At 65.8% G+C, this 21,798-nt stretch carries 21 protein-coding genes; 7 read left to right on the top strand and 14 right to left on the bottom strand.

Annotated features, from left to right (window positions below; genetic code table 11):
• Positions 1–91: 91 nt before the first annotated feature.
• Positions 92–247, bottom strand: coding sequence for a DUF3096 domain-containing protein (locus ACNJYB_RS10005; protein ID WP_074077234.1), 156 nt, complete (start codon positions 245–247; stop codon positions 92–94).
• Between the two features lie 224 nt (positions 248–471).
• On the opposite strand from ACNJYB_RS10005, the gene ACNJYB_RS10000 reads away from it, so the two are divergent.
• Positions 472–825 (top strand): DUF1236 domain-containing protein, encoded by a 354-nt coding sequence (locus ACNJYB_RS10000; protein WP_439373796.1) that lies wholly within the window; start codon positions 472–474, stop codon positions 823–825.
• Positions 826–1,062: 237 nt separating this feature from the next.
• Here ACNJYB_RS10000 and glyS read toward each other — a convergent pair whose 3' ends face one another.
• From glyS to ACNJYB_RS09970, 6 genes are all read right to left on the bottom strand, one after another.
• On the bottom strand, positions 1,063–3,192 hold the full coding sequence (gene glyS / locus ACNJYB_RS09995; protein ID WP_439373795.1) for a glycine--tRNA ligase subunit beta: 2,130 nt from the start codon (positions 3,190–3,192) through the stop codon (positions 1,063–1,065).
• On the bottom strand, positions 3,192–4,127 hold the full coding sequence (locus tag ACNJYB_RS09990) for a glycine--tRNA ligase subunit alpha (RefSeq protein ID WP_439373794.1): 936 nt from the start codon (positions 4,125–4,127) through the stop codon (positions 3,192–3,194). The genes glyS and ACNJYB_RS09990 overlap by 1 nt, the downstream gene beginning before the upstream one ends.
• Positions 4,128–4,349: 222 nt before the next feature.
• Positions 4,350–4,541: a hypothetical protein gene (locus ACNJYB_RS09985; protein ID WP_439373793.1), complete on the bottom strand. Its 192-nt coding sequence runs from the start codon at positions 4,539–4,541 to the stop codon at positions 4,350–4,352.
• Positions 4,542–4,646: 105 nt separating this feature from the next.
• A complete protein-coding gene (locus ACNJYB_RS09980) occupies positions 4,647–5,555 on the bottom strand; it encodes a S49 family peptidase (protein WP_439373792.1) in 909 nt (302 codons plus the stop codon).
• Positions 5,556–5,770: 215 nt separating this feature from the next.
• Positions 5,771–6,538 (bottom strand): tRNA1(Val) (adenine(37)-N6)-methyltransferase, encoded by a 768-nt coding sequence (locus ACNJYB_RS09975; protein ID WP_439373791.1) that lies wholly within the window; start codon positions 6,536–6,538, stop codon positions 5,771–5,773.
• Entirely contained in the window at positions 6,531–6,758 is a 228-nt protein-coding gene (locus ACNJYB_RS09970; RefSeq protein WP_439373790.1) for a putative signal transducing protein, read from the bottom strand. The genes ACNJYB_RS09975 and ACNJYB_RS09970 overlap by 8 nt, the downstream gene beginning before the upstream one ends.
• Positions 6,759–6,894: 136 nt before the next feature.
• Between ACNJYB_RS09970 and ACNJYB_RS09965 the strand changes: the two genes are divergently transcribed.
• From ACNJYB_RS09965 to ACNJYB_RS09945, 5 genes are all read left to right on the top strand, one after another.
• Positions 6,895–7,902 (top strand): polyprenyl synthetase family protein, encoded by a 1,008-nt coding sequence (locus ACNJYB_RS09965; protein ID WP_439373789.1) that lies wholly within the window; start codon positions 6,895–6,897, stop codon positions 7,900–7,902.
• 264 nt (positions 7,903–8,166) lie between these two features.
• Positions 8,167–8,682 carry a winged helix-turn-helix transcriptional regulator gene (locus tag ACNJYB_RS09960; RefSeq protein ID WP_439373788.1) on the top strand — a complete coding sequence of 172 codons (516 nt, stop codon included), beginning with the start codon at positions 8,167–8,169 and terminating at the stop codon, positions 8,680–8,682.
• A 1-nt stretch (position 8,683) separates the two neighbouring features.
• Positions 8,684–9,946, top strand: a complete 1,263-nt coding sequence (gene fabF, locus ACNJYB_RS09955) for a beta-ketoacyl-ACP synthase II (protein WP_439373787.1) — start codon at positions 8,684–8,686, stop codon at positions 9,944–9,946.
• A gap of 44 nt (positions 9,947–9,990) precedes the next feature.
• Positions 9,991–10,623: a LysE family translocator gene (locus ACNJYB_RS09950; RefSeq protein ID WP_439373786.1), complete on the top strand. Its 633-nt coding sequence runs from the start codon at positions 9,991–9,993 to the stop codon at positions 10,621–10,623.
• Entirely contained in the window at positions 10,616–11,494 is an 879-nt protein-coding gene (locus ACNJYB_RS09945; protein ID WP_439373785.1) for an alpha/beta fold hydrolase, read from the top strand. Before ACNJYB_RS09950 ends, ACNJYB_RS09945 begins: the two co-directional genes overlap by 8 nt.
• 103 nt (positions 11,495–11,597) lie before the next feature.
• Here ACNJYB_RS09945 and ACNJYB_RS09940 read toward each other — a convergent pair whose 3' ends face one another.
• From ACNJYB_RS09940 to ACNJYB_RS09930, 3 genes are all read right to left on the bottom strand, one after another.
• Positions 11,598–12,482, bottom strand: coding sequence for a 4-(cytidine 5'-diphospho)-2-C-methyl-D-erythritol kinase (locus ACNJYB_RS09940; RefSeq protein WP_439373784.1), 885 nt, complete (start codon positions 12,480–12,482; stop codon positions 11,598–11,600).
• An 85-nt stretch (positions 12,483–12,567) separates the two neighbouring features.
• Positions 12,568–14,364, bottom strand: coding sequence for a tetratricopeptide repeat protein (locus ACNJYB_RS09935; RefSeq protein ID WP_439373783.1), 1,797 nt, complete (start codon positions 14,362–14,364; stop codon positions 12,568–12,570).
• A 307-nt stretch (positions 14,365–14,671) separates the two neighbouring features.
• On the bottom strand, positions 14,672–16,333 hold the full coding sequence (locus ACNJYB_RS09930) for an electron transfer flavoprotein-ubiquinone oxidoreductase (RefSeq protein ID WP_439373782.1): 1,662 nt from the start codon (positions 16,331–16,333) through the stop codon (positions 14,672–14,674).
• A 235-nt stretch (positions 16,334–16,568) separates the two neighbouring features.
• Between ACNJYB_RS09930 and ACNJYB_RS09925 the strand changes: the two genes are divergently transcribed.
• Complete coding sequence (locus ACNJYB_RS09925; RefSeq protein WP_439373781.1) at positions 16,569–17,372, top strand: uracil-DNA glycosylase family protein; 804 nt, start codon at positions 16,569–16,571, stop codon at positions 17,370–17,372.
• 119 nt (positions 17,373–17,491) lie between these two features.
• Here the strand turns inward: ACNJYB_RS09925 and ACNJYB_RS09920 are convergent, their stop codons facing one another.
• From ACNJYB_RS09920 to ACNJYB_RS09905, 4 genes are all read right to left on the bottom strand, one after another.
• The gene (locus ACNJYB_RS09920) at positions 17,492–19,000 is read right to left on the bottom strand and encodes a glycosyltransferase family 39 protein (protein ID WP_439373780.1); all 1,509 of its coding nucleotides are present in this window, start codon (positions 18,998–19,000) and stop codon (positions 17,492–17,494) included.
• A gap of 99 nt (positions 19,001–19,099) precedes the next feature.
• On the bottom strand, positions 19,100–19,948 hold the full coding sequence (locus ACNJYB_RS09915) for a ribonuclease HII (protein ID WP_439373779.1): 849 nt from the start codon (positions 19,946–19,948) through the stop codon (positions 19,100–19,102).
• A 77-nt stretch (positions 19,949–20,025) separates the two neighbouring features.
• On the bottom strand, positions 20,026–20,481 hold the full coding sequence (locus ACNJYB_RS09910) for a VOC family protein (RefSeq protein WP_439373778.1): 456 nt from the start codon (positions 20,479–20,481) through the stop codon (positions 20,026–20,028).
• Positions 20,482–20,505: 24 nt separating this feature from the next.
• Complete coding sequence (locus ACNJYB_RS09905) at positions 20,506–21,669, bottom strand: PA0069 family radical SAM protein (protein ID WP_439373777.1); 1,164 nt, start codon at positions 21,667–21,669, stop codon at positions 20,506–20,508.
• Between the last annotated feature and the right edge of the window lie 129 nt (positions 21,670–21,798).

The following is a 21,798-nucleotide window of genomic DNA, read 5'->3' as shown; positions in this document are numbered from 1 at the left end:
GCACACAACCTGCGAGAGGAAAAGGAAATCGCGGGCCTTACACCACTTTGGACGGGCCCGCGCAAGTCGAACAGTTCCGGAAAATGAACCCCTAGAGATGGAGCCACTTCAGGAGCCCGAGCCCGATCGCACCGTTGATGATGAGGAAGATCGCGACGATCAGGTTGAGCAGCCGCGGCATGATCAGGATGAGCACGCCCGCAATCAACGACAGGATCGGCGAAATGTGGGCGACGGTGATGTGCATGAACTATCTTTCTGTGGAGGTGGAGCGAATCGGCGGCGATCATAGCGATCCCGGTTCCGCGAGTAGAGACGCGGAAAGGCGCGAGCGGGTTCCCTCTTTCGCGAAAACCGCCCGAAATTGCCGCGAATGCGGCGGGCGTTTTCGCGGAACATTGCCCAGACGGATGCATTGGCAACGAGTCGCGCCACTGGCGCTTCCCGAAAATCACGTCGAAGGAGTTGCCCATGCGGAACAGGATTCTTGCCCTTGCAGCGCTCGCGGCCGCGATCGGCTCGCCCCTGGCGGCGCAGGCGCAAAGCAGCGTCACGATTGGACGCGCGCCCGTCGTGGTCGAGAGCGGCCCGACCATCGCGGTCGAACAGCGGCCGGCCTTCCGCGAGTATGTCGTCGAACAACGTGTGCCGGCCTTTCGCATTCCGGATCACGTGGTGGTCGGCGCCACCTTACCCGAAAGCGGCGTCACCTATTATGACGTGCCGCAGCGTTTCGGCCCCACTACCTATCGCTACACCGTCGTGAACGGCGAGACCGTGCTGGTCGAGCCGCGCTCGCGCCGCATCGTCGAGGTGCTGGACTAGACACTTGCCTGGACGCGTTTTCGTCACGCGAGCCGACACCGCTTCGCTTGAAAACGCTTCCGTTCCACCAGATGTCCGGCGCGTCACTTCAATCAGGCTGGCGCGAGCAGTGTTAAATCGGACATCAGGCCCTGCCCGGTCTCCCCCCGCCGGGCGGGGCTTTTTATATTCGCCATTCCGCGGCGCGCCACTTGGCGCGAGCCGGGGATGACGGCGTGCTTCCCGCGCGAGCGCGCCTCAATCCTGGATCTTCGAGAAGTCCGCCACCGCACGCGTGGCGCTGCGGATCTCATTCAGCAGCTTCAGGCGATTCTCGCGCACCTTCGGATCGTCGTCGTTGACGCGAACCTTGTCGAAGAACGCATCGACCGGGGAACGCAGCTTTGCCATCGCACGCATCGCGGCGGCAAAGTCCTCCTTGGCGACTGCTGCGCTGGCTTCCGCCTTGACCTCGTCGATCGCCTTGGCGAGCGCCTTCTCCTCGGCGAGGCTGTAGAGCGCAGCATCGGGCGGGCCGTCGAACGTGCGCTTGTCCTTCCTTTCCTCGATCGAGAGAATGTTGCTGGCGCGCTTGGTGCCGGCGAGCAGGTTCTTGCCGTCATCGCTGTCGAGGAATTTTCCGAGCGCCTCGACGCGGCGGACGATCATCAGCAGGTCGTCCTGGCCGCCGAGCGCGAACACGGCGTCGACGAGATCGTGCCGCGCGCCCTGCTCGCGGAGCTGCACTTTGAGGCGGTCAGCGAAGAAAGGAAGCAGATCAAGAGATCCCTTTCCTATGCCAAACGTCTCCCCAGCACTGCGCAAACGCTGCGCGATGGACTCGAGGACCGTATCGTAATGACGCTCAAAAAGCTTGGCGAGATTGAGTCGGATACCGTTCTCAATGAGCAGCCTAATCACACCCAATGCCGCGCGGCGCAGCGCGTATGGATCCTTGCTTCCCGTCGGCTTCTCGTCGATCGCCCAGAAGCCGACGAGCGTATCGATCTTGTCAGCAAGTGCGACTGCGACACTCACCGCATCGGTCGGCACGCGATCAGCCGGCCCTTGCGGCTTGTAGTGCTCCTCGCACGCGGCCGCCACGGATGCGTCCTCGCCCTGCGCGAGCGCATAGTACCTGCCCATCAGGCCCTGCACTTCGGGGAATTCGCCGACGACTTCGGTCAGCAAATCCGCCTTCGCCAGATGCGCGGCCCGCGAGGCCTTCGCCACATCCGCGCCGAGCAGCGGCGCGATTTCGGCAGCTAAGCGTTCAATGCGCTTGATGCGCGCAGCTTGGGTGCCGAGCTTCTCGTGGAACACGATCTCCTCGAACTTCGGCAGCCGGTCCTCGAGCTTGGTCTTGAGGTCCGTCTCGTAGAAGAACTTCGCATCGCTCAGCCGCGCGCGGATGACGCGCTCGTTGCCGGCGATGATGGTCTTGCCGCCGTCGGTCGCCTCGATATTGGCGACCAGGATGAACTTGTTGGCGAGCTTGGCCGACTTCGGGTCGCTGACGACAAAGCACTTCTGGTTGTTGCGGATGGTGGCCCGGATGACTTCCGCCGGCGTCGTCAGGAATTCCGGCTCGAACGAGCCCATCAGAACGACCGGCCATTCCACGAGACCGGCGACCTCGTCGAGCAGGTTCTGGTCCTCGACGAGTTCGAAGCCTTGCGCAAATGCAAGCTCCTTGGCGTCGGCCAGGATCGTATTCTTGCGTCGTTCCGGATCGAGCACGACTTTTGCAGCCTTCAGCTTCGCCTCGTAGTCCTCGAAGCGGCGCACGGAGATAGCTTCCGGCGCCATGAAGCGATGGCCGTAAGTGGTCTGGCCGGTCTCGATGCCGTCGACCTCGAACTTCACGAGATCGGGCTCTTCGGTCTCGAGCCCGAAGGTCGCGGTGATCGCATGCAGCGGACGCACCCAGCTCAGCGAGCCGGGCTTTCCGGAACGCGCACCCCAGCGCATCGATTTCGGCCATGGAAAGGTGCGGATGATGACGGGGAGGATCTCCGCGAGCACGTCGATCGCATCGCGGCCGGGCTTCTCGATCAATCCGATGTAGAAGTCACCCTTGGGGTCGCGCTGGATCTTGGCCTCGTCCAGCGACTTCAATCCCGTCGCTTTCAGAAAGCCCTGCACAGCCGCATCCGGCGCGCCGACCTTCGGGCCGCGGCGTTCGGTCTTCAGGTCAGGCTGGCGCGCAGGAATGCCGTGCACGGTCAGCGCAAGGCGGCGCGGCGTCGCGAACGCCTTCGCGCCTTCATAGACGAGGCCTTCGGCAACCAGCTTGTCGGTGACAATGCGGCGCAAATCGTCGGCCGCCTTGGCCTGCATGCGCGCGGGGATCTCTTCCGAGAACAGTTCAAGCAAAAGATCGGGCATCAGGCCGCTCCGCCCGCTTCAGTATGGATCCAGGCCTCGCCGCAAGCCTTGGCCAGCTCGCGCACGCGGAGAATGTAGCTCTGCCGCTCGGTCACGGAGATCACCCCGCGGGCGTCGAGCAGGTTGAAGACGTGGCTTGCCTTGATGCACTGGTCATAGGCCGGCAGCGCCATCAGGTGCGCCTCGCGCCTGTCGTCCTTCCAGCCGGCATCGAGGTACTTTCTGCACGCCGCTTCCGCCATCTTGAACTGCTCGAACAGCATCGCGGTGTCGGCGACTTCGAAGTTGTGTTTGGAATATTCGCGCTCGGCTTGCAGGAAGACGTCGCCATAGGTGACCTTGGCATCGCCCTCGCGGCCGTTGAAGTTGAGGTCGTAGACGCGGTCGACGCCCTGCACATACATCGCGAGGCGCTCGAGCCCATAGGTGAGCTCGCCCGCGACCGGCGCGCATTCGAAGCCGGCGACCTGCTGGAAATAGGTGAACTGGCTGACCTCCATCCCGTCGCACCAGCACTCCCAGCCGAGGCCCCAGGCGCCGAGCGTCGGGCTCTCCCAATCATCCTCGACGAAGCGGATGTCGTGCACGGCGGAATCGATGCCGATCGCGGCGAGCGACTTCAGGTACAGCTCCTGAAGGTTCGGCGGCGACGGCTTCATGATCACCTGGAACTGGTAGTAGTGCTGCATCCGGTTCGGATTCTCGCCATAGCGGCCGTCCTTGGGCCGGCGCGAGGGCTGCACATAGGCCGCGTTCCAGGGTTTTGGCCCGAGCGCGCGCAGCGTGGTCGCCGGATGGAAGGTGCCCGCGCCCATCGCCATGTCGTAGGGCTGCAGGATCACACAGCCCTGCTCGGCCCAGAACCGCTGGAGCGCGAGGATGAAGCCCTGGAACGAGCGTTCCGGGCGCATATGGGCGGGCAATGAGGCGTCCATCGTCAGATCAGGCTCTCGCGGGGGGTTTTGAATCGCGCGGGACCGTATCGACGGCGGGGATGGGAATCAAGGCAAAGGGGGCTGCTTCTTACCCCTCCCGACTTGCGGGAGAGGTCGCGCCGAAGGCGCGGGTGAGGGCTTTATCCTCTTGGGCAGTAAGAAGAGAGCCCCTCCCCAACCCTCCCCCGCAAGCGGGAGAGGGAGCCGAGCGTGCGGCGAGAACTAGCCCGGCCGGTAAGCTCCGGTCACGGGGTCACGCTTCAACGTCCGGATCTCTCCCATAGGGCCGGCCTCAGTGACGCGCGACAGGCGCATCTCCTCCAGCTCCTGGTTGATCCGGACAGCGGTCTTGTAGGCCCAGCGGACCACGGCAAGCCCACCCAGGACGCCCGCGAAAGCGACGAACGGCGGCATCGGTCGATCCTTGTCTAGTGCTCAGCCCCCAACCGGCATTGTCGCGCAGTCGGGGCTGCGCCGCAATTGGCTCGCGCCGGACCAAATGGCGCGGGAGGGCGCCGCCTAGAACCCGAATTTCGCCCAAATCGCCCGCGTCTCGACCGCGGAGATCAGCTCATCCGGCAGCCCGGCGATTGATTCCAGCGCCGAGAGCTGTCCCGCGCCGGGCGATTTCCGCCCGAGAAGACCGGACAGCAGGCCGGTCGGCTGCGCAATCACGGGGGTGAGAACCTTCTCGCCATAGCGGCCACGAAGAGTTGAGCGGAGATCGCCGATGCCGTCGGCAAGCCCGAGCGCGATCGAGCTGTCGCCGGCCCAGTATTCGCCCGTGAACAGGGTGTCGTCCGAGCCCTTCAGGCGCGCCCCGCGGCTCTCCTTCACGAGCGAGATGAAGATCTGGTGGATTTCGCGCTGGATCGCCTTGAGCTTCGACACGTCATCCGGGTTTTCCGGGAGGAAGGGATCGAGCATCGCCTTGTGTGCGCCAGCGGTGTAGAGGCGCCGCTCGATGCCGAGCCGCTTGATCGCGTCCTGGAAGCCGAAGCTGCCGCCGACCACGCCGATCGAGCCCAGGATCGAGGACGGATCGCAGAAGATCTCGTCACCGGCGCAGGCGATCATGTAGCCGCCCGACGCCGCGACGTCCTCGACGAAGACGAGCACCGGCAGCTTCTTCTCCGCCGCGAGCTGCTTGATGCGCAGGTAGATCTGGCGCGATTGCACCGGCGAGCCGCCGGGCGAGTTGATCACCAGCGCCACCGCCTTGGCATTCCGATACGAAAATGCCCGCTCGAGTATCCGCGCGACGCCCGCGAGCGTCATGCCGGGACGTAGCGGCGTTACCGCGCCGATCACGCCCGACAGCCGCACCACCGGCACGACCGCCGCGCCGGGACGGAAGCGCGCCGGCAGATATTGCATGAGCTTGTCGGCCAGGCCGGAACTCTCACGATCGTTCAATTGTTCGGCCATGCCCTTACCTCTGATTTACCATTTCTTATCACGCGAGTGTCATTGAAGGTGCTTGGAACGTGTTTTGCAGAATCCCGGTTGGGAAGCTGCAATAGGCAGCGGAGGAAACACCATGAAGATCTATCTGCTGATGCTGCTGGTCGGTGCGCTTTTCACGGCGATTCGCGTTACGTCCCCGCAAGAACAGCAGACGGAATCGCTTCCGCAGTAAGGCCTCACGGCTCCGCCAGCGGCAATACAGCCCTCCCCTCCAGAATATCCCTCACCTCTTTTTTAGGCACGATTGACTCTTCGTTAAGCACGAGGCCCGGCAACAATCGTGTCGGCGCCCTGCCGCCTTTGACCGCGCGCACCAGCACGCGGATCGCAGGTCGTCCCGCTTCGCCATGAACCGGCAGGACCACAAGGCTGCCGAAGCCGCGTGACAGCGCTGCCATGACGTCGGCTAGGCCGTCTGCGCGCCAGATCAGGGTCAGCACGCCGTTCGATCGAAGGATCCGCCGCGCTGCATGCACCCACGCATGCAGCGTCTCCTCCGTCGCGACATGCGCGGTATGGCGGGACGGATCCGGCGAGCCACGATGCCGCGCCGGATCGTTGAAGGGCGGATTCATCAGCACCATGTCGACGCTGTCGGGCCCAAGCCCATGCGCCGCGAACGCCTGCGCGTCGGCGGTGACGTCCAGCACGATCGCCTCGGCGGCGATCGCATTCGCCGCCGCATTGACGCGCGCGAGCTCCGCCAGTTCCGGATCGATCTCGACCAGGCTGAGCCTGATCCCCGTCACCCGCCGCGCCAGCGCCAGCCCCGCCGTGCCGATGCCGGCGCCAAGATCGACCACGCGGTCACCGGCCCGGGCCTGCGTCGCCGCCGCCAGCAGGATCGCGTCGTGTCCGGCGCGATGGCCGGACCGCTTCTGCTTCAGGAGCAACTGCCCACCGAGAAAGGCGTCCTCGGTGATATCTGCTGCGGCCTCAATCATCGCCGCGCAGTTCGTGGCTGAGGCCGGCTTCGGTCAGGAGCGCCCTGGCCTCGGCGGCGTCGTCCTCGTGGACCAGGATCCGCCGCGGCAAAATGCCGAGCGAGCCCTCGATGATGCTCATGTTCTGGTCCAGCACCAGATGGTGGATGTTGGCGCCATCGAGCAGCGCGCCGATCGCCGACACCAGCACCATATCGTTGGTTCGAACCAGTTCACGCAAAACTGAGGTCTCCTCTGCCTGAAGGGGGTGAAAAGCGGCAAATGTCAATGGTTCCGCAGGCCTTGCCGCATTCGCCGCCAGTTTCTATTGTATTTCCATCAGAATAGCCCCTCCGGGGCAAATATTGGAGACCGGCGTGGCCGTCATCGTACCTTTCGAAACTCCCGGCGCGTCGATCGAAGAGCTGGTTGCCCTTGTCGCCCCTGACATGGAGCGCGTCAACGCCACCATCCTGTCGCGAACCGGCTCGGACGTGACCATGATCCCGGAGGTGGCTAACCATCTGATCTCCTCCGGCGGCAAGCGCCTGCGCCCTATGCTGACGCTCGCCATGGCCAACCTCGCCGGCTACACCGGCGACGGCCACATCAAGCTCGCCGCGTCGGTCGAGTTCATGCACACCGCGACCCTGCTCCACGACGACGTCGTCGACGAGAGCGAGATGCGCCGCGGCAAGCTCTCGGCACGCATGCTCTGGGGCAACGAGGCGAGCGTGCTGGTCGGCGACTTCCTGCTGGGACAAGCCTTCCGCATGATGGTCGAGGTCGGCTCGCTGCGCGCGCTCGACATCCTCTCCGCGGCCGCCGCCACCATCGCAGAGGGCGAGGTGATGCAGCTTGCCGCCGCCAAGAACACCGCGACCACCGAGGACGAATACCTCGCCGTGATCCGCGGCAAGACCGCCGAGCTGTTCGCCGCCGCCTGCGAGGTCGGACCCGTCATCGCCAACCGTCCCAAGGCCGAGCAGACCGCCTGCCGCTCGGTCGGCATGAATCTCGGCATCGCCTTCCAGCTCGTCGACGACGTGCTGGACTATGGCGGCAAGAGCGCCAAGCTCGGCAAGAATACCGGCGACGATTTCCGCGAGGGCAAGATCACGCTGCCCGTCGTGCTCGCCTTCCGCCGCGGCAACGACACCGAGCGCGCCTTCTGGGTCCGGGCACTGGAACGCGGCGAGATCGGCGACAGCGATCTCGATCACGCCATCGGTCTGATGAACAAGCACCGCGCGCTCGAGGACACGCTGAGCCGCGCCCAGCACTACGGCGCCATGGCGGTCGACGCGCTGGCCCTGTTCCCGCCCTCGCCGATGAAGAGCGCGCTGGAGCAGGTGGTGGCGTTCTGCCTGGCGCGGTCGCATTAGGGCGGCGCTTCGGCACTGCTTACCACGACGTCGTTGAGATAGCGTCGCTACCACCTCCACACCGTCATTGCGAGCGCAGCGAAGCACCAGAATCCTTCCGGGGAAGCAGTCGGGATTGCTTCGCTGCGCCCGCGATGACGCAGCATGGCGCGAGGCCATCGTGCGCCAACTCGCATTTTCAAATCGCGCCGGCTACGCAGTGTAGCAGCCCGCCCTCCACCCCGGTGACTTGCATTTTGCAAGTCACTGCCCTACCTTCCCGCCATGCAGCCGAAATCCCCCTCGATCCTGGAGTGCCCGGTCGGCCGCGCCGTGGAAACCGTCGGGGAGTGGTGGAGCATCCTGATCCTGCGCGATGCGTTCCAGGGCGCGACGAGGTTCGACGAGTTTTCGAAAAGCCTCGGGATTGCGCCGAACATCCTGTCGCGGCGGCTTGCCCACCTCACCCACAGCGGCATGTTCGTCCGCCGCCGCTATCAGGAGCGTCCGCCGCGCTACGAATATGTGCTGACGGACAAGGCGCGGGATTTCTTCCCGGTGGTCGCGGCGCTGCTCGCCTGGGGTAACAAGCATCTCGCCCCTAAAGGTGAAGCCATCCTGCTGGCGAACCGAAGCGATGTCCGCCCGCTCGATCCCGTGGTGGTCGACGCCGCCAGCATGCAGCCGATCACGCTCGCCAATGCAGTGGTCATCGCAGGCCCGGGCGCCAGCCGCTTGATGCGCAAGCGGCTTGCCTCACTCAAGGCCATGAACCCGGCCGTTGCGCCGACGGGAGACTGACATGCGTCGTATCGTCGTAACGGGAATGGGCGCGGTGTCCCCGCTCGGCTGCGGTGTTGAACTGTCCTGGCAGCGGCTGCTCGCCGGCCAAAGTGGGCTACGACCTCTGCCTGAATGGGCGCAGGCGTTACCCGTGCGCATTGCCGGGCCCGTGCCTGACAGGTCCCATGATGCCGAAGGCGGCTTCGACCCGGCGCAGGCTGCCGCGCCAAGAGACCAGCGCAAGATGGACCGCTTCATCCTGCTCGCCCTGCTCGCCACGGCGGAAGCGGTCGCGCAGGCCAAGTGGACGCCGCAAGATGCAGGCGCGCTGGAACGCACGGCGACGATCATCGCCTCCGGCGTCGGCGGCTTCCCGGCAATGGCGGAAGCGGTGCGCATCACCGAGCAGCGTGGCGCGCGCAGGCTATCGCCTTTCACGATCCCCTCCTTCCTCGCCAATCTCGCCGCCGGCCACGTCTCGATCAAATACGGCTATAAGGGCGCGTTGGGCACGCCTGTCACCGCGTGCGCGGCCGGCGTGCAGGCGATCGGCGATGCCGCACGCATGATCCGCGCGGGCGAAGCCGACGTCGCGATCTGCGGCGGCGCGGAGGCCTGCATCGACATCGTCAGCCTCGGCGGCTTTGCCGCGGCACGCGCGCTGTCGAGCGGTTTCGACGACGAGCCCGCACGCGCCTCGCGTCCGTTCGATCGCGACCGCGACGGCTTTGTCATGGGCGAAGGCGCCGGCATCCTGGTGATCGAGGACCTCGAACATGCGCTTGCGCGCGGCGCGACGCCGATCGCGGAGATCGTCGGCTACGGCACGACGGCGGACGCCTACCACATGACGTCGGGTCCGCCCGATGGCGAGGGCGCCCGACGCGCCATGGAGATCGCGCTGCGGCAGGCGAACCTCGTGCCCGCAGATCTGCAACACCTGAACGCGCATGCAACGTCGACGCCGGCTGGCGACGAGAGCGAGCTTGGCGCGATCGCTGCGCTGTTCGGCCGCAACCGCGGCATTGCGGTGAGCGCGACCAAATCGGCGACCGGCCATTTGCTCGGCGCCGCCGGCGGCCTGGAAGCAATCTTCACCGTGCTCGCCTTGCGCGACCAGGTCGCGCCGCCGACACTCAATCTCGAAAATCCCGACGCGAGCGCCGAGGGCATCGACATCGTCTCAGGCCACGCGCGGCCGATGCCGATGCGACACGCCATCTCGAACGGTTTCGGGTTTGGCGGGGTGAATGCCAGCGTGATCATTCGCCGCATGGGCTGAGCGGAAGAACTTGCAATCGCGGCGCGCTGCGCTACGAAAACGGGATGGTTGAAACGAATTTCTGGCTGTTCCTGGCCGCAGCCTTTCTCATCGCCGCCGTTCCCGGCCCGGGCATTTTCTACGTCGCGGCACGAACCTTGTCGGATGGACGCGCCAGCGGCTTTGCCTCGACCGCGGGCACGGCGCTGGGCGGGATGGTCCATGTCGTGGCCGGCAGTGTCGGCATCTCCGCGATCATCCTCGCCAGCGCGGAACTGTTCACTGCCGTGAAGTTCGTCGGCGCGCTCTATCTGGTCTGGCTCGGCATCAAGACGTTTCGCAGCGCCGGCCGGACGCTGTCGCTCGAGAGCGAAGCCGTCGGCGACAAGCGCGCATTTCGCGACGGCGTGCTGGTCGAGGCGCTGAACCCAAAGACCGCGGCGTTCTTCCTCGCCTTCATTCCGCAATTCCTCGATCCGGCGGGATCGAACCCGACGCTGCAATTCATCATGCTGGGCGCGATCTCGGTGACGCTGAACACGCTGGCCGATGCCGTGGTGGTGCTGATGGCCTCCGCGACGCGCACGCAGCTGATCGGACGACCGCTTCTGATGCGGCGCCTCACGCAGGGCTCCGGCGTGTTCATCGCCGGCCTCGGCCTCTCGCTCGCGCTGGCGCGGCGGCCGGCCAATGGCTAGCGTCCCGCGAGACCGCACTTACGAATCGCAAGGCCTGCGGCTGCATTACGCCGACTGGGGCAACGAGCGCGCGCCGCCCCTCATCCTGGTGCATGGCGGCCGCGATCACTGCCGCAGTTGGGATATCATCGCGCGCTCGCTGCAACCACACTATCACGTGATCGCGCCCGACCTGCGCGGTCATGGCGATTCCGACTGGACCAAAGGCGGCAGCTACGCGCTGACGGAGTATGTCTACGATCTCGTGCAGCTGGTCCGCAACATCGCCGCGCCTCAGATAACTCTCGTCGGCCATTCCATGGGCGGCATGGTGAGCTTGATCTTCTCAGGGTCATTCCCCGAGCTCGTCACCAAGCTGGTCGTGCTCGATGGCGTGACCATGCTGCCGGATGCGCCGAAGCCGCCCGTGCACGAGCGCATCGGCAAATGGGTCGGCCAGCTCGACAGACTGCACGACCGGACGCCGCGCCGCTACGCAACCCTCGCCGACGCCGCAGCACAGATGGTGCTGCATAACAAGCGGCTGTCCCGCGAGCTTGCGCTGCATCTTGCCACCCATGGCGCACGGCAGAACGAGGACGGCACCTACAGCTGGAAATTCGATCCCTATCAGCGCGCCTCTGCGCCGCACCGGCTGTGGCCGGACGATCACGTCGCATTGTGGTCGCGCATCGCCTGCCCGACCCTGCTGCTCAATGCAGGGGAAAGCTTTCTGGCCGGCGCCAGGGCCGAAGGCCTGCAGCGCTACTTCCCGCAGGCGCGTGTCGAGACCATCGCCGGCGCGGGGCATTGGCTGCAGCACGACAAGCCGCACGAGGTGTTGGGTGCGATCCGACGGTTTCTGGGATTGGCGGAGGACGGCGCGGGTTAGCTCAACTACATACCACGTCATTGCGAGCGCAGCGAAGCAATCCAGACTGTCACCGCTGAGAGATTCTGGATTTGCTTCGCTGCGCTCGCAATGACGGACAGACCTAGCTCAACGTCCCCGCATGCACCCACCAGCCGGGGTGATCGCGCCGGATCTTCTCGGCGGCGGCATGCGCATCGTTCGCGGCGCCATAGATCGCAAAGCACGTCGCACCCGAGCCCGACATACGGGCGAGCTTGACGCCGGCGGAATCGCGCAAGGCTTCCAGCACCTCGCCGATCACGGGCTCGATCCTGAGAGCGGGCGCCTCGAGATCGTTGGCGACGGTTTCGAGAACCTCGACCCAATCGGCGCTTGACCCGCCCTCCTCCGGCCAGGCCGGGGCTTGGAGGACCGAGGTGGCACCGACCAGGAGCTCGCCATTGCGCAGGCCCAGCGCCTGGAACACGTCCTTGGTCGCAACGGGCACGCGCGGATTGACCATCACGCAGGGCATGCTCGGCAAGGCGAGCGGCAGCAGCTGCTCGCCGACGCCGGTCATGTCGCAGGCGCGCGAGAGCAGGCACACCGGCACGTCGGCGCCGGTCGCGAGCGCAACCTTCTGCAAACGGGGATCGTCGAGCGAAAGATTGTTGAGGCGTGCCAGGAGACGCAGCGCCGCCGCGGCATCGGCCGAGCCGCCGCCGATGCCGGCGGCCACCGGAAGCACCTTGTCGAGCGCGAAGGCGCCGAGCTTCAGGCCCGGCACGGCCTCGGCCAGAAGCTTGGCCGCCTTGATCACGAGATTATCGGAGGTCTCGCCGCAGGCCGCGGCCAGCGGCCCGGTGGTCGTGAGTTTCAGCTCACCGCCCGGCTCCAGCGTGAGCCGGTCGGCACAATCGGCGAACGCAACCACGCTTTCGAGATCATGATAGCCGTCCGCACGACGGCCGACGACGCGAAGGCTCAAATTGACCTTCGCCCGCCCTTCTTCAATCAACGCCGACATTGGCGATCAGCCCCCAAAGACTCACTTGTTTGCGCATCGTCCGATCGGAAAGCCGCTACACACTTTTCCGGATCATGCGCGTAGCTCAGCCGCCCTTGCCGTCGTCCTTCCTCTTCTCGGCCTGCGCCGCGGAAGAGTTGGAATTGTCGTCGGTCAAGCCGTTGGCGATCTTGGCCTCGATCTTCGGAAGGTCGTCCGGCTCGGGCTTGAGATCGCGCGCATGCGACCACTGGAATTTGGCTTCCAGCGTGCGGCCGACGCGCCAATAGGCATCGCCGAGGTGATCGTTGATGGTGGGATCTTCCGGCTTGAGGTCGATCGCTCGCTCGAGGTTCTTCACCGCCTCTTCGTAATTGCCGATGCGGTAATAGGCCCAGCCGAGGGAATCGACGATGTAGCCATCGTCGGGGCGCTGCTCGACGGCGCGCTTGATCATCTTCATGCCCTCGTCGAGGTTCACGCCCTGGTCGATCCAGGAATAACCGAGATAGTTGAGCACATGCGGCTGGTCGGGCTGCAGCTCGAGCGCCTTCTTCATGTCGGCTTCGGCCTTGGCCCACTGCTTGGAGCGCTCCTCGCAGATGCCGCGATAATAGTACCAGACGCTGTTGGCCTTGTCGTTGCCGGGCGTCAGCACATCGATGCCCTGCGAATAGGTTGCGCCGCAGTCGCCGAACCGCTTGCGGCCGCGCTCGATATTGCCGAGCGCCATGATGGCTTCGAGATCCTTGGCATCCTCGGTCGTGACGCTCTTGAGGATCTTGATCGCCTCGTCGGTGCGGTCGGCCGAATCGAGGTCGATGGCGAGCTGGATCTGCGCGTTGCGCTTCAGCGGCGAGCTCGACGGCACGCGCTCATAAACCTTGATCGCCATCTGCGGCCGCTTCACCGATTCATAGAGATCGGCGAGCGAAAGCAGCGCCAGCGGATGGCTGGGCTGCAGGTAGAGCGAGAGCTGGAGGTAGACCAGCGCCAGATCCTCCCCGCCGCGGCGGGTCAGCGTGGCGCCGATGCCGTAGAGGGCTTCCGCCGCGCCCGCCTGCGCGGAATCGACCAGCGGCGGCAGCTTCTTGCCGGCCTTGGTGTCGCGCAGACCTTCCACGATCAGCGGATGGCGGGCGAGCTTCTTGTCGAAGGCCTGGTAGACATTGGTCGCCGCGGCCGAATCCTTGTTGCGCGACAGCCAGCGCGCATAGGCTTCGGTGACGCGCAGCATGGAATCGTCGAGCTTGTAGGCGCGCTCGAAGCGGGTGCCGGCGTCCTTCTCCTTGCCCGAGAGTTCGAGGATCATGCCGGCGTGCAGATCCTTGAACAGCGGATACCACTCGGGGCCTGCGAGCTTGTCAATGGTGGCAACGCCGCCCTTGGCATCGCCGGCGCCGTAGGCAGCCCAGCCCGACAGCAGCGTGGCGACGAGATCGGTGATCGGACCGCGGATCGACTGATTGATGTTGCTCTGCGCGGTCGCGTATTTCTTCAGCTTCAGATCATGCACGCCGACGACGAGACGCGCAACGCGGTTGGTCTTGTCGATGGTGAGGATGCGCTCGGCGAGCTTGACCGCCTCATCGATGTCGCCGTCGGCGACGGAGGAGATGAAGGCGCGGTCGAGCAGCTCGTTGTTCTTGGGATCGGTGCGAAGCGCCGAGCGGTAGAAGGCGGCCGCCGAAGCCGCATCGCGCTCGACGCTGGCATGGCGGGCGGCAAGATAGCTGCCGGCACCAGTGAGCGACTTCAGATCGTTTCGGGTCGGAAACTGCGCCGCCGTATCGGCCGGATGATCCGGCGTCTGCGCCAGGACCGCGCCTGGGACCGTTGCGATCGCTGTGCCCAAGAGGGCGATGGCGGCAACAGTCCAGCGGTTGAAACGATTTGAGAACATCAGGGCTCGCCTTGAGTTGGTAGTGCCTGGGTTTGCAGCAGAAGGCCGTCTCGCATGCGAACGCGGCCGATGGCATGGACCCGGAACCGTCGGGCCGACAATGCCGCTTTTGGCGGTTCACCGCAAGGATTCGGACCGGGCGATCCCCTCCGCACGCCCCAAATCGGCCAGCTGGCGGATCAAGACCGCCCCAAGACGCCGGTACTATGGCCTTATCGTGGCCGCAACGGGTAGCCGCGGCCGGGTTCTCACGCGAACGCGCGCCGGATCACCCTTTGTGACCTCGGCCGCTCTGGCTGGGCGCGTTTTACATCGCCTCGTAGTTCGGGCCACCGCCACCCTCCGGCGGAACCCAGGTGATGTTGCCGTTCGGGTCCTTCACGTCGCAGGTTTTGCAGTGGACGCAGTTCTGGGCGTTGATCTGGAAGCGCGGGCCGGAACCCTCCTCGATCCACTCGTAGACGCCGGCCGGGCAATAGCGATTCGAGGGACCGGCGAACACGTCATGCTCGGACGTCTTCTGGAGGTTCATGTCCGCAACCTTGAGATGGACCGGCTGGTCCTCTTCATGATTGGTGTTGGACAGGAACACCGAGGACAGCTTGTCGAAGGAAATCTTGCCGTCCGGCTTCGGGTAGTTCCTCGGCGCGTGGCTCTTCGCCGGATCGAGCGTGGCGCGGTCGGGCTTGCCGTGCGCCTGGGTGCCGAACAGCGAGCCGCCGAACAGCGTGTTGCACCACATGTCGAAGCCGCCGAGCGCGACGCCGAGCACGGTGCCGAACTTCGACCACAACGGCTTGACGTTGCGGACCAGGAACAGATCCTTGCCGACCGACGAGGAGCGCCAGGCATTCTCGTATTCGACGAGCTCGTCATTGGCGCGATCGGCCGCGAGCGCAGCTGCGACGTGTTCGGCCGCCAGCATGCCCGTGCCCATCGCATTGTGCACGCCCTTGATGCGCGGCACGTTGACGAAGCCCGCGGCGCAGCCGATCAGCGCGCCGCCGGGGAAGCTGAGCTTCGGCACCGACTGGTAGCCGCCCTCGGTGATGGCGCGCGCCCCGTAAGCGAGCCGCTTGGCGCCTTCGAAGATGCCGCGGATCGAGGGATGGGTCTTGAAGCGCTGGAATTCGTCGAACGGCGACAGATACGGATCGTCGTAGTTGAGATGCACGACGAAGCCGACGGCGACGAGGTTGTCGTCGTAATGATAGAGGAACGAGCCGCCGCCGGTCTTGAGGTCAAGCGGCCAGCCGAACGAATGCTGGATCAGGCCCTTCTGGTGTTTTGCGGGATCGATCTGCCAGACTTCCTTGAGCCCGATGCCGAACTTCGGCGGCTCGCTCTTGGCATCGAGCGCGAACTTGTTGATGAGCTGCTTGGTCAGGCTGCCGCGGGCGCCTTCGGCGAACAGCGTGTACTTGCCGAGCAATTCCATGCCGCGGGTGAAGGAGTCCTTCGGCTTGCCGTCGCGGCCGATGCCCATGTCGCCGGTGGCGATGCCCTTGACCTTGCCCTCCTCGTCATAGAGCACCTCGGCCGCGGCAAAGCCGGGATAGATCTCGACACCCAGCGCTTCCGCCTTGCGCGCCAGCCAGCGGCAGACATTGCCGAGCGAGCCGATATAACAGTGATGGTTGTCCATTAGCGGCGGCATCATGAAGTTCGGCAGCTTGATCGCACCGCCGCCCGTCATCCAGTAGAAGCGATCATCCTTCACCTGGGTCTTCAGCGGGCAGTCCGCATCCTCACGCCAGTCCGGGATAAGCTTGTCGAGCCCGGCCGGGTCGATCACCGCGCCTGAGAGAATATGCGCACCGACCTCGGAGCCCTTCTCCACCACGACGACGTTGAGATCGGCGTTGAGCTGCTTGAGCCGGATCGCGGCCGACAGGCCCGAGGGGCCGGCGCCGACGATGACGACGTCAAATTCCATGGATTCGCGCGGGGGAAGTTCTTCGGTGCTCATCTGATCTCAGCCCTTGAGACGGTCCTTGGTCGTTTGCGCCCTCTTGTTTCCGATTTTTCCGGGTAGGACAACCTCGGAATTACGTTCCGCCAGATGCAAGGCCGCCCAAACGGGTCCAGCCTGGTTCTGGTACGCCAGAACCGGGGAGGTCCCGATCTTTTTTGACGCGTTTTCTTCACGCGAACCGGTGTCCACTTCGCTTGAAAACGCTATGCTATAAAAGTCAGACTTTCCCATGATCCCCGAACCCGCGCCCACTGTCCGAGAGCTGCTCGCCTTCTATCTGGAGGCCGGAGTCGACTGCGCGCTGGCGGAGGAACCGATAGACCGCCTGGCGGAAATCGATGCGCCGCCACCCAGCTCGCGCGCGGCGCCGGTAGAGGCGCCCCGTCCGGTCGCCGCGCCCGCGGTGATGCGCGGCGAGGCCGCCCCTGCACCCGACGTCGCCATCGCTTCGGCGCGCGAGGCTGCGCGCACCGCGCCGACCCTGGAGGCCCTGCGCGAGCTGATGCAGAATTTCGAGGGCTGCGCGCTCAAGCACACCGCGACGCGGCTGGTGTTTGCCGACGGCAACCCGCAGGCGCGCATCATGTTCGTCGGCGAGGCGCCGGGCCGGGACGAGGACATCGAGGGGCTGCCCTTCGTCGGGCGCAGCGGCAAGCTGCTCGATCTCATGATCGGGGCGATCGGGCTCAACCGCACCACCGCCTACATCGCCAACGTCATTCCCTGGCGGCCGCCCGGCAACCGCACGCCGACGCCGCAGGAGACGCAAGTGTGCCTGCCCTTCATCCAGCGCCAGATCGAGCTGGTGAACCCGGATGTGCTGGTGACGCTCGGCAATCCCTCGACGCAGACGCTGCTGTCGACCCGCGAAGGCATCATGCGCACACGCGGGCGCTGGTTCGACTACGACACCGGCCAGCGCACGATCCGCGCGCTTCCGACGTTCCACCCCGCCTACCTGCTGCGCTCGCCGGCGTACAAGCGGCTGGCTTGGCAGGATCTGCGGGCGATCGCGAAGGTGCTGGCGGGGTAGTGAAGGGCAGAATGCTCTCTCCCCGTCATTGCGCAGCGAAGCAATCCAAAATCTTTCCGGGGAAGACTCCGGATTGCGTCGTCGCGAGGCCTCCTCGCAATGACGGTGGAGAGAGCGCGTCACGTCCCCTTCGGCCGCACGATGGCCCAGCCGATGCGCAGCAGCTGCTGGCGGCCGGTCACCAGCCATTCGAAGGCGCGCGGCACTTCCGGCACGATGCCGGGGAAGCGCTTGAGAATCTCGGGCGGCGGCGTGCCCGCCGTGTCGGAGGCGCGCCAGACCACGACGCCGCCGGTCTCGGCGAATTTGGCCTGATTCATCCACGGCGTCCGCGCCGGGTCGGCATCGATGAAGAGATGCGGCCGGCCGGAATGCAGCGTGATCAGACTGGCGAGCTGGGTCTCGCCGGCAACGGCGCGCAGGCGATGGTTGGTGCGGCGGGCAAAGCTCTCGTCGAAGAAATCCGAGATCGCGCGTGCCGGCATGGAGGTCGCAATCTCATTGGCGCCGGTCCAGGGCAGGAACAGCACCGCGAGCACCACGCCGGCGGCGGGCGCGACGACGGCGGCAGCCCAGACCATGCGCAGCATCCGCACACGGCGCATCGCGATGAGGTCGCCGGCCGCGACGATCACGGCAAGCCCGGACATGACCAGCACGACACCGGCGCCGCCGACGACGAAGTCGAGGCCGAGCACGGCCGAGATCAGCACCGCGCCGAGCGCCGGCGCCAGCGCGAAGAAATAGACGAAGTTGCGGGCGAGCGGCTCGACCGGCGGTCGGTAAATGATCGGTGCCTCCTCGCCCTGGGCGACGAACAGATGGGTGTTGAGAAAGGTCAGCGCCGGGATCGCGGCAGCCCCGAGCACGAGCCCGCCGAGCAGCCAGGCTGCGTGGATCGCACGGGTGCTCAACTCGGCCACCTGCGGCAGGGCCGGCAGCACCAGCGTCTCGGCCCGCATCAGCCAGACGGCATAGGGCAGCGCCAGCACGCCGACGACGATCAGGGCGAACAGCGGATCGAGCGCGCGCAGCGTCCGGCGGCCGCCGCTGGTTGCGAACGCAAAGATGACGAGCAGTGCGAGAAGAAAGACCGCCGCGGGCGTGGTGAGCAGCAGCAGGCCCGCCTCGATCGACCAGGCGAACCAGGCATTGCCGCGGCGCTGGCCGATGATCTGCCAGGAGTGCAAGAGGAGAAGCGCCCAGAGCGGCCGCGCCAGCACCAGCGGGCCGAAGTCGAGCGCGGACGAGGAGAAGGCCAGCACCGTCATGGTCAGGAGCACGGCGAGCACCGCCTGCTGCGAGCCGACCACGGCGCGGGCGAGATGATAGAGCGCGATGAAAGTCGCGATCTCGCAGAGCTGGGCGAGCACATAGACGCCGAACATGTGGCCGCCGGCGAGGCGATAGGCGATGTCAGCGAGCCAGACCGGCAGGGGCGGCCCGAGATCGGTCCCGACCTGATATTCCCTGCCGAACGCCAGCAAGGTCGCCAGCGAGCCGGGCGGGCTGCGGTAGAACACAAGCGCCACGAAAAGCCACATCAAAGCCTGCAGCAGCACGGCGATCCACACGATCAGCCGCGGCCGGGCGCGAATGAGCTCAATGACCAGGGAGGTAAACCGCATGCAACGTCCGAAAGATGCAGCCAACCCGTCCAGCCGGCCCTATTCGCTCGCATTCGTTTTGATAATGGGCGTCGCGCGTCGTGGCAACGACCCTCTACGCTAGAGGCCCGCTCGAGCGCTGATTTCGTCGCCCGCTTCCACCTGTACCTCCACCTCGGAGACCGAGAACAGGTCCTGCACCGGCTCGATGGTCCAGGGCATGTGCTTGGCGCGGGCAGCGGCGACGGGGGCGAAGAAGCTGCGGTGATGGGCGGTGGGGCCGAGGCGGTCCAGCGCATCGAGATGCTCCGGGACGGCGTAGCCCTTGTGCTGCTCGAAACCATAGCCCGGGCAGTCCTGCGCCAGCGCGCACATCAGCCGGTCGCGTGTGACCTTGGCGACGATCGAGGCTGCCGCGATCGACAGCACGATGCCGTCGCCGCCGATCACGGCCTCGCATTCGCAGGGCGTGTCGAGCCGGTCGCGGCCGTCGACGAAGACATGCTTGGGTGCCTGGGGCAGCGCCGCCACGGCACGCTTCAGCGCCCACAGCGAGGCGCGCAGGATGTTGTCCCGGTCGATCCGGGCGCGTGAGGCGACCACCACCGAGACCTGCGCCGTGGCGCAGATCTTGTCGAACAGTCTTTCGCGCTCCTCGGCGGTCAGCCGCTTGGAATCATCGATGCCGCGCGGAATGCGGCCGGGGTCGAGAATCACGGCGGCCGCCACCACCGGGCCGGCCAGCGGGCCACGGCCGGCCTCGTCGCAGCCCGCAATCGGCCAGACGCCGCGCTTGATCAGCGCGCGCTCGCGGCGGAAGCTCGGCGGCGCAATCGCGATAACGCCTTTCTTGCCGGCCGGAACCTTGACCTCGGCAAGCTTGGCCGCCCCGGCAGGCGCTGCCTGCTTCGCAGCATCCCCTTTTGGCGCGCCTTTGGCCTGCTTCCTGGCGGACTTTTCCCGAATCATGGCCGGGATCGTGCGCAAGCGGCCCCGCCCGCGCAACCGGGAACCCCGGATAATTCCCGTTATTCAGGTCGGCCGCCCTACCCGGCCAGATGCACCCGCCGGTCGTCGCCGACCTCGATGCCGGGCGCCACCACGGCCTCCCAAGTATGACCGTCCGGATCGGCGAAGTAGCCGCGATAGCCGCCATAATCTGTCTCGCACGCAGGCCTCAGCAGCCTTGCTCCCTTGCCGACGGCGAAAGCCAGCACCGCATCGACCTCATCGCGCGTGCGGCAGTTCCAGGCGAGCGTGGTGCCGCGGAAAGCCACCGGCCTTGGCTGGTCCGGCAAGGTCGCGTCCGCCGCGAGCTGATCCCAGGGAAACAGCGCAAGCACCGGACCGCCGGTATCGTAGAACGCCACGGCCTCGTCGGTCGCCTTCAGCCGGCGCGAGAATCCGAGGGCATCATAGAAGGCCATGCTGGCGCGGATGTCGCTGACGCCGAGTGTGATGACGGTCAGCCGCGGGATCGGGGCTGGAATTTCCTTACTCATGCCGCGCCTCTTCCACTTGCCTGATCAGAACAGGCTGAGCTGCTCCCCGTTCTGCTTCGGCCGCGCAAAATGATCCGTGGTCAGCTTCGAGCGGCGCTTGTTGAGCCCGAGCCTGTCGCAGGCGATCTCGAAGCGGCGGCCGATGGTCCAGGCCATCGGTCCCGTGCCTTTCATCCGCTCGCCCCATTTCGCGTCGTAGTCGCGCCCCCCGCGCATGTCGCGGATCAGCGTGAAGACGTGGCGGTAGCGGTCCGGATAGTTCGCCATCAGCCATTCGCGGAAGAGATCGCGGACCTCGAGCGGCAGACGGAGCAGCACGTAGGAGGCTTCCTTGACGCCGGCATGAGCGGCCGCATCGAGGATCCGCTCGATCTCGGCATCGTTCAGAGCGGGGATGACAGGTGCGACCATCACGGTAGTGGGAATGCCGGCTTCCGAGAGCTGCCTCAGCGCCTCCAGCCGCTTCGGCGGCGTCGAGGCGCGCGGCTCCATGCTGCGAGCCAGCTTCGGATCGAGCGAGGTCACGGATATCGCGACCTTGGCGAGGTTGCGCCTGGCCATGCGCGAGAGAATGTCGATGTCGCGCACGACCAGCGCCGACTTGGTGACGATGCCGACGGGATGCCTGGTACGCTCCAGCACTTCCAAAATGCCGCGCATGATTTTGCGCTCGCGCTCGATCGGCTGGTAGGGGTCGGTGTTGGTGCCGATCGCGATCATCCGCGGCTCGTAGCCGGGGGCGGCGAGTTCCTTCTCCAGCAGCACCGGCGCCTCGGGCTTGACGAACAGCTTCGACTCGAAGTCGAGCCCCGGCGACAGGCCGAGATAGGCGTGGGTCGGCCGCGCGAAGCAATAGACACAGCCATGCTCGCAGCCGCGATACGGATTGATGGAACGGTCGAAGCCGATGTCGGGGGAGTCGTTGCGGGTGATCACCTTGCGCGAGGCGTCGACCGCCACCGTCGTCTTGAACGGCGGCAAATCATCCAGGCTCTGCCAGCCGTCGTCGAAGGCGACGCGCGCCTCGGCCTCGTAGCGGCCGCTGGCATTTGACTGGGCCCCCCGGCCTCGCCTGCGCTTGCGGTCGATGGCGACCGCCAGCTCAGGGAAGTCGGAAGGCGCACCCGCCGGCTCGGAGGGCGCCGTGACCGGCGGGTGCTTGAGAGCAGAAGAAGATGCTGGACTCATGCAGCCAAGATAGCACGCCAAAGGAACAAATCAAGAACACAAAGCAAAAACCTGAAAACAACCCCATGCACAGTAGAGCTGCCCAAACTTCGCGCGCCGGCCTTGACCTCGCGCAACACCGGCGTCACG

It is taken from the genome of Bradyrhizobium sp. SMVTL-02 (assembly GCF_051853005.1).
Classification (GTDB): domain Bacteria; phylum Pseudomonadota; class Alphaproteobacteria; order Rhizobiales; family Xanthobacteraceae; genus Bradyrhizobium.
This window is presented reverse-complemented; position numbering and strand designations above follow the sequence as displayed.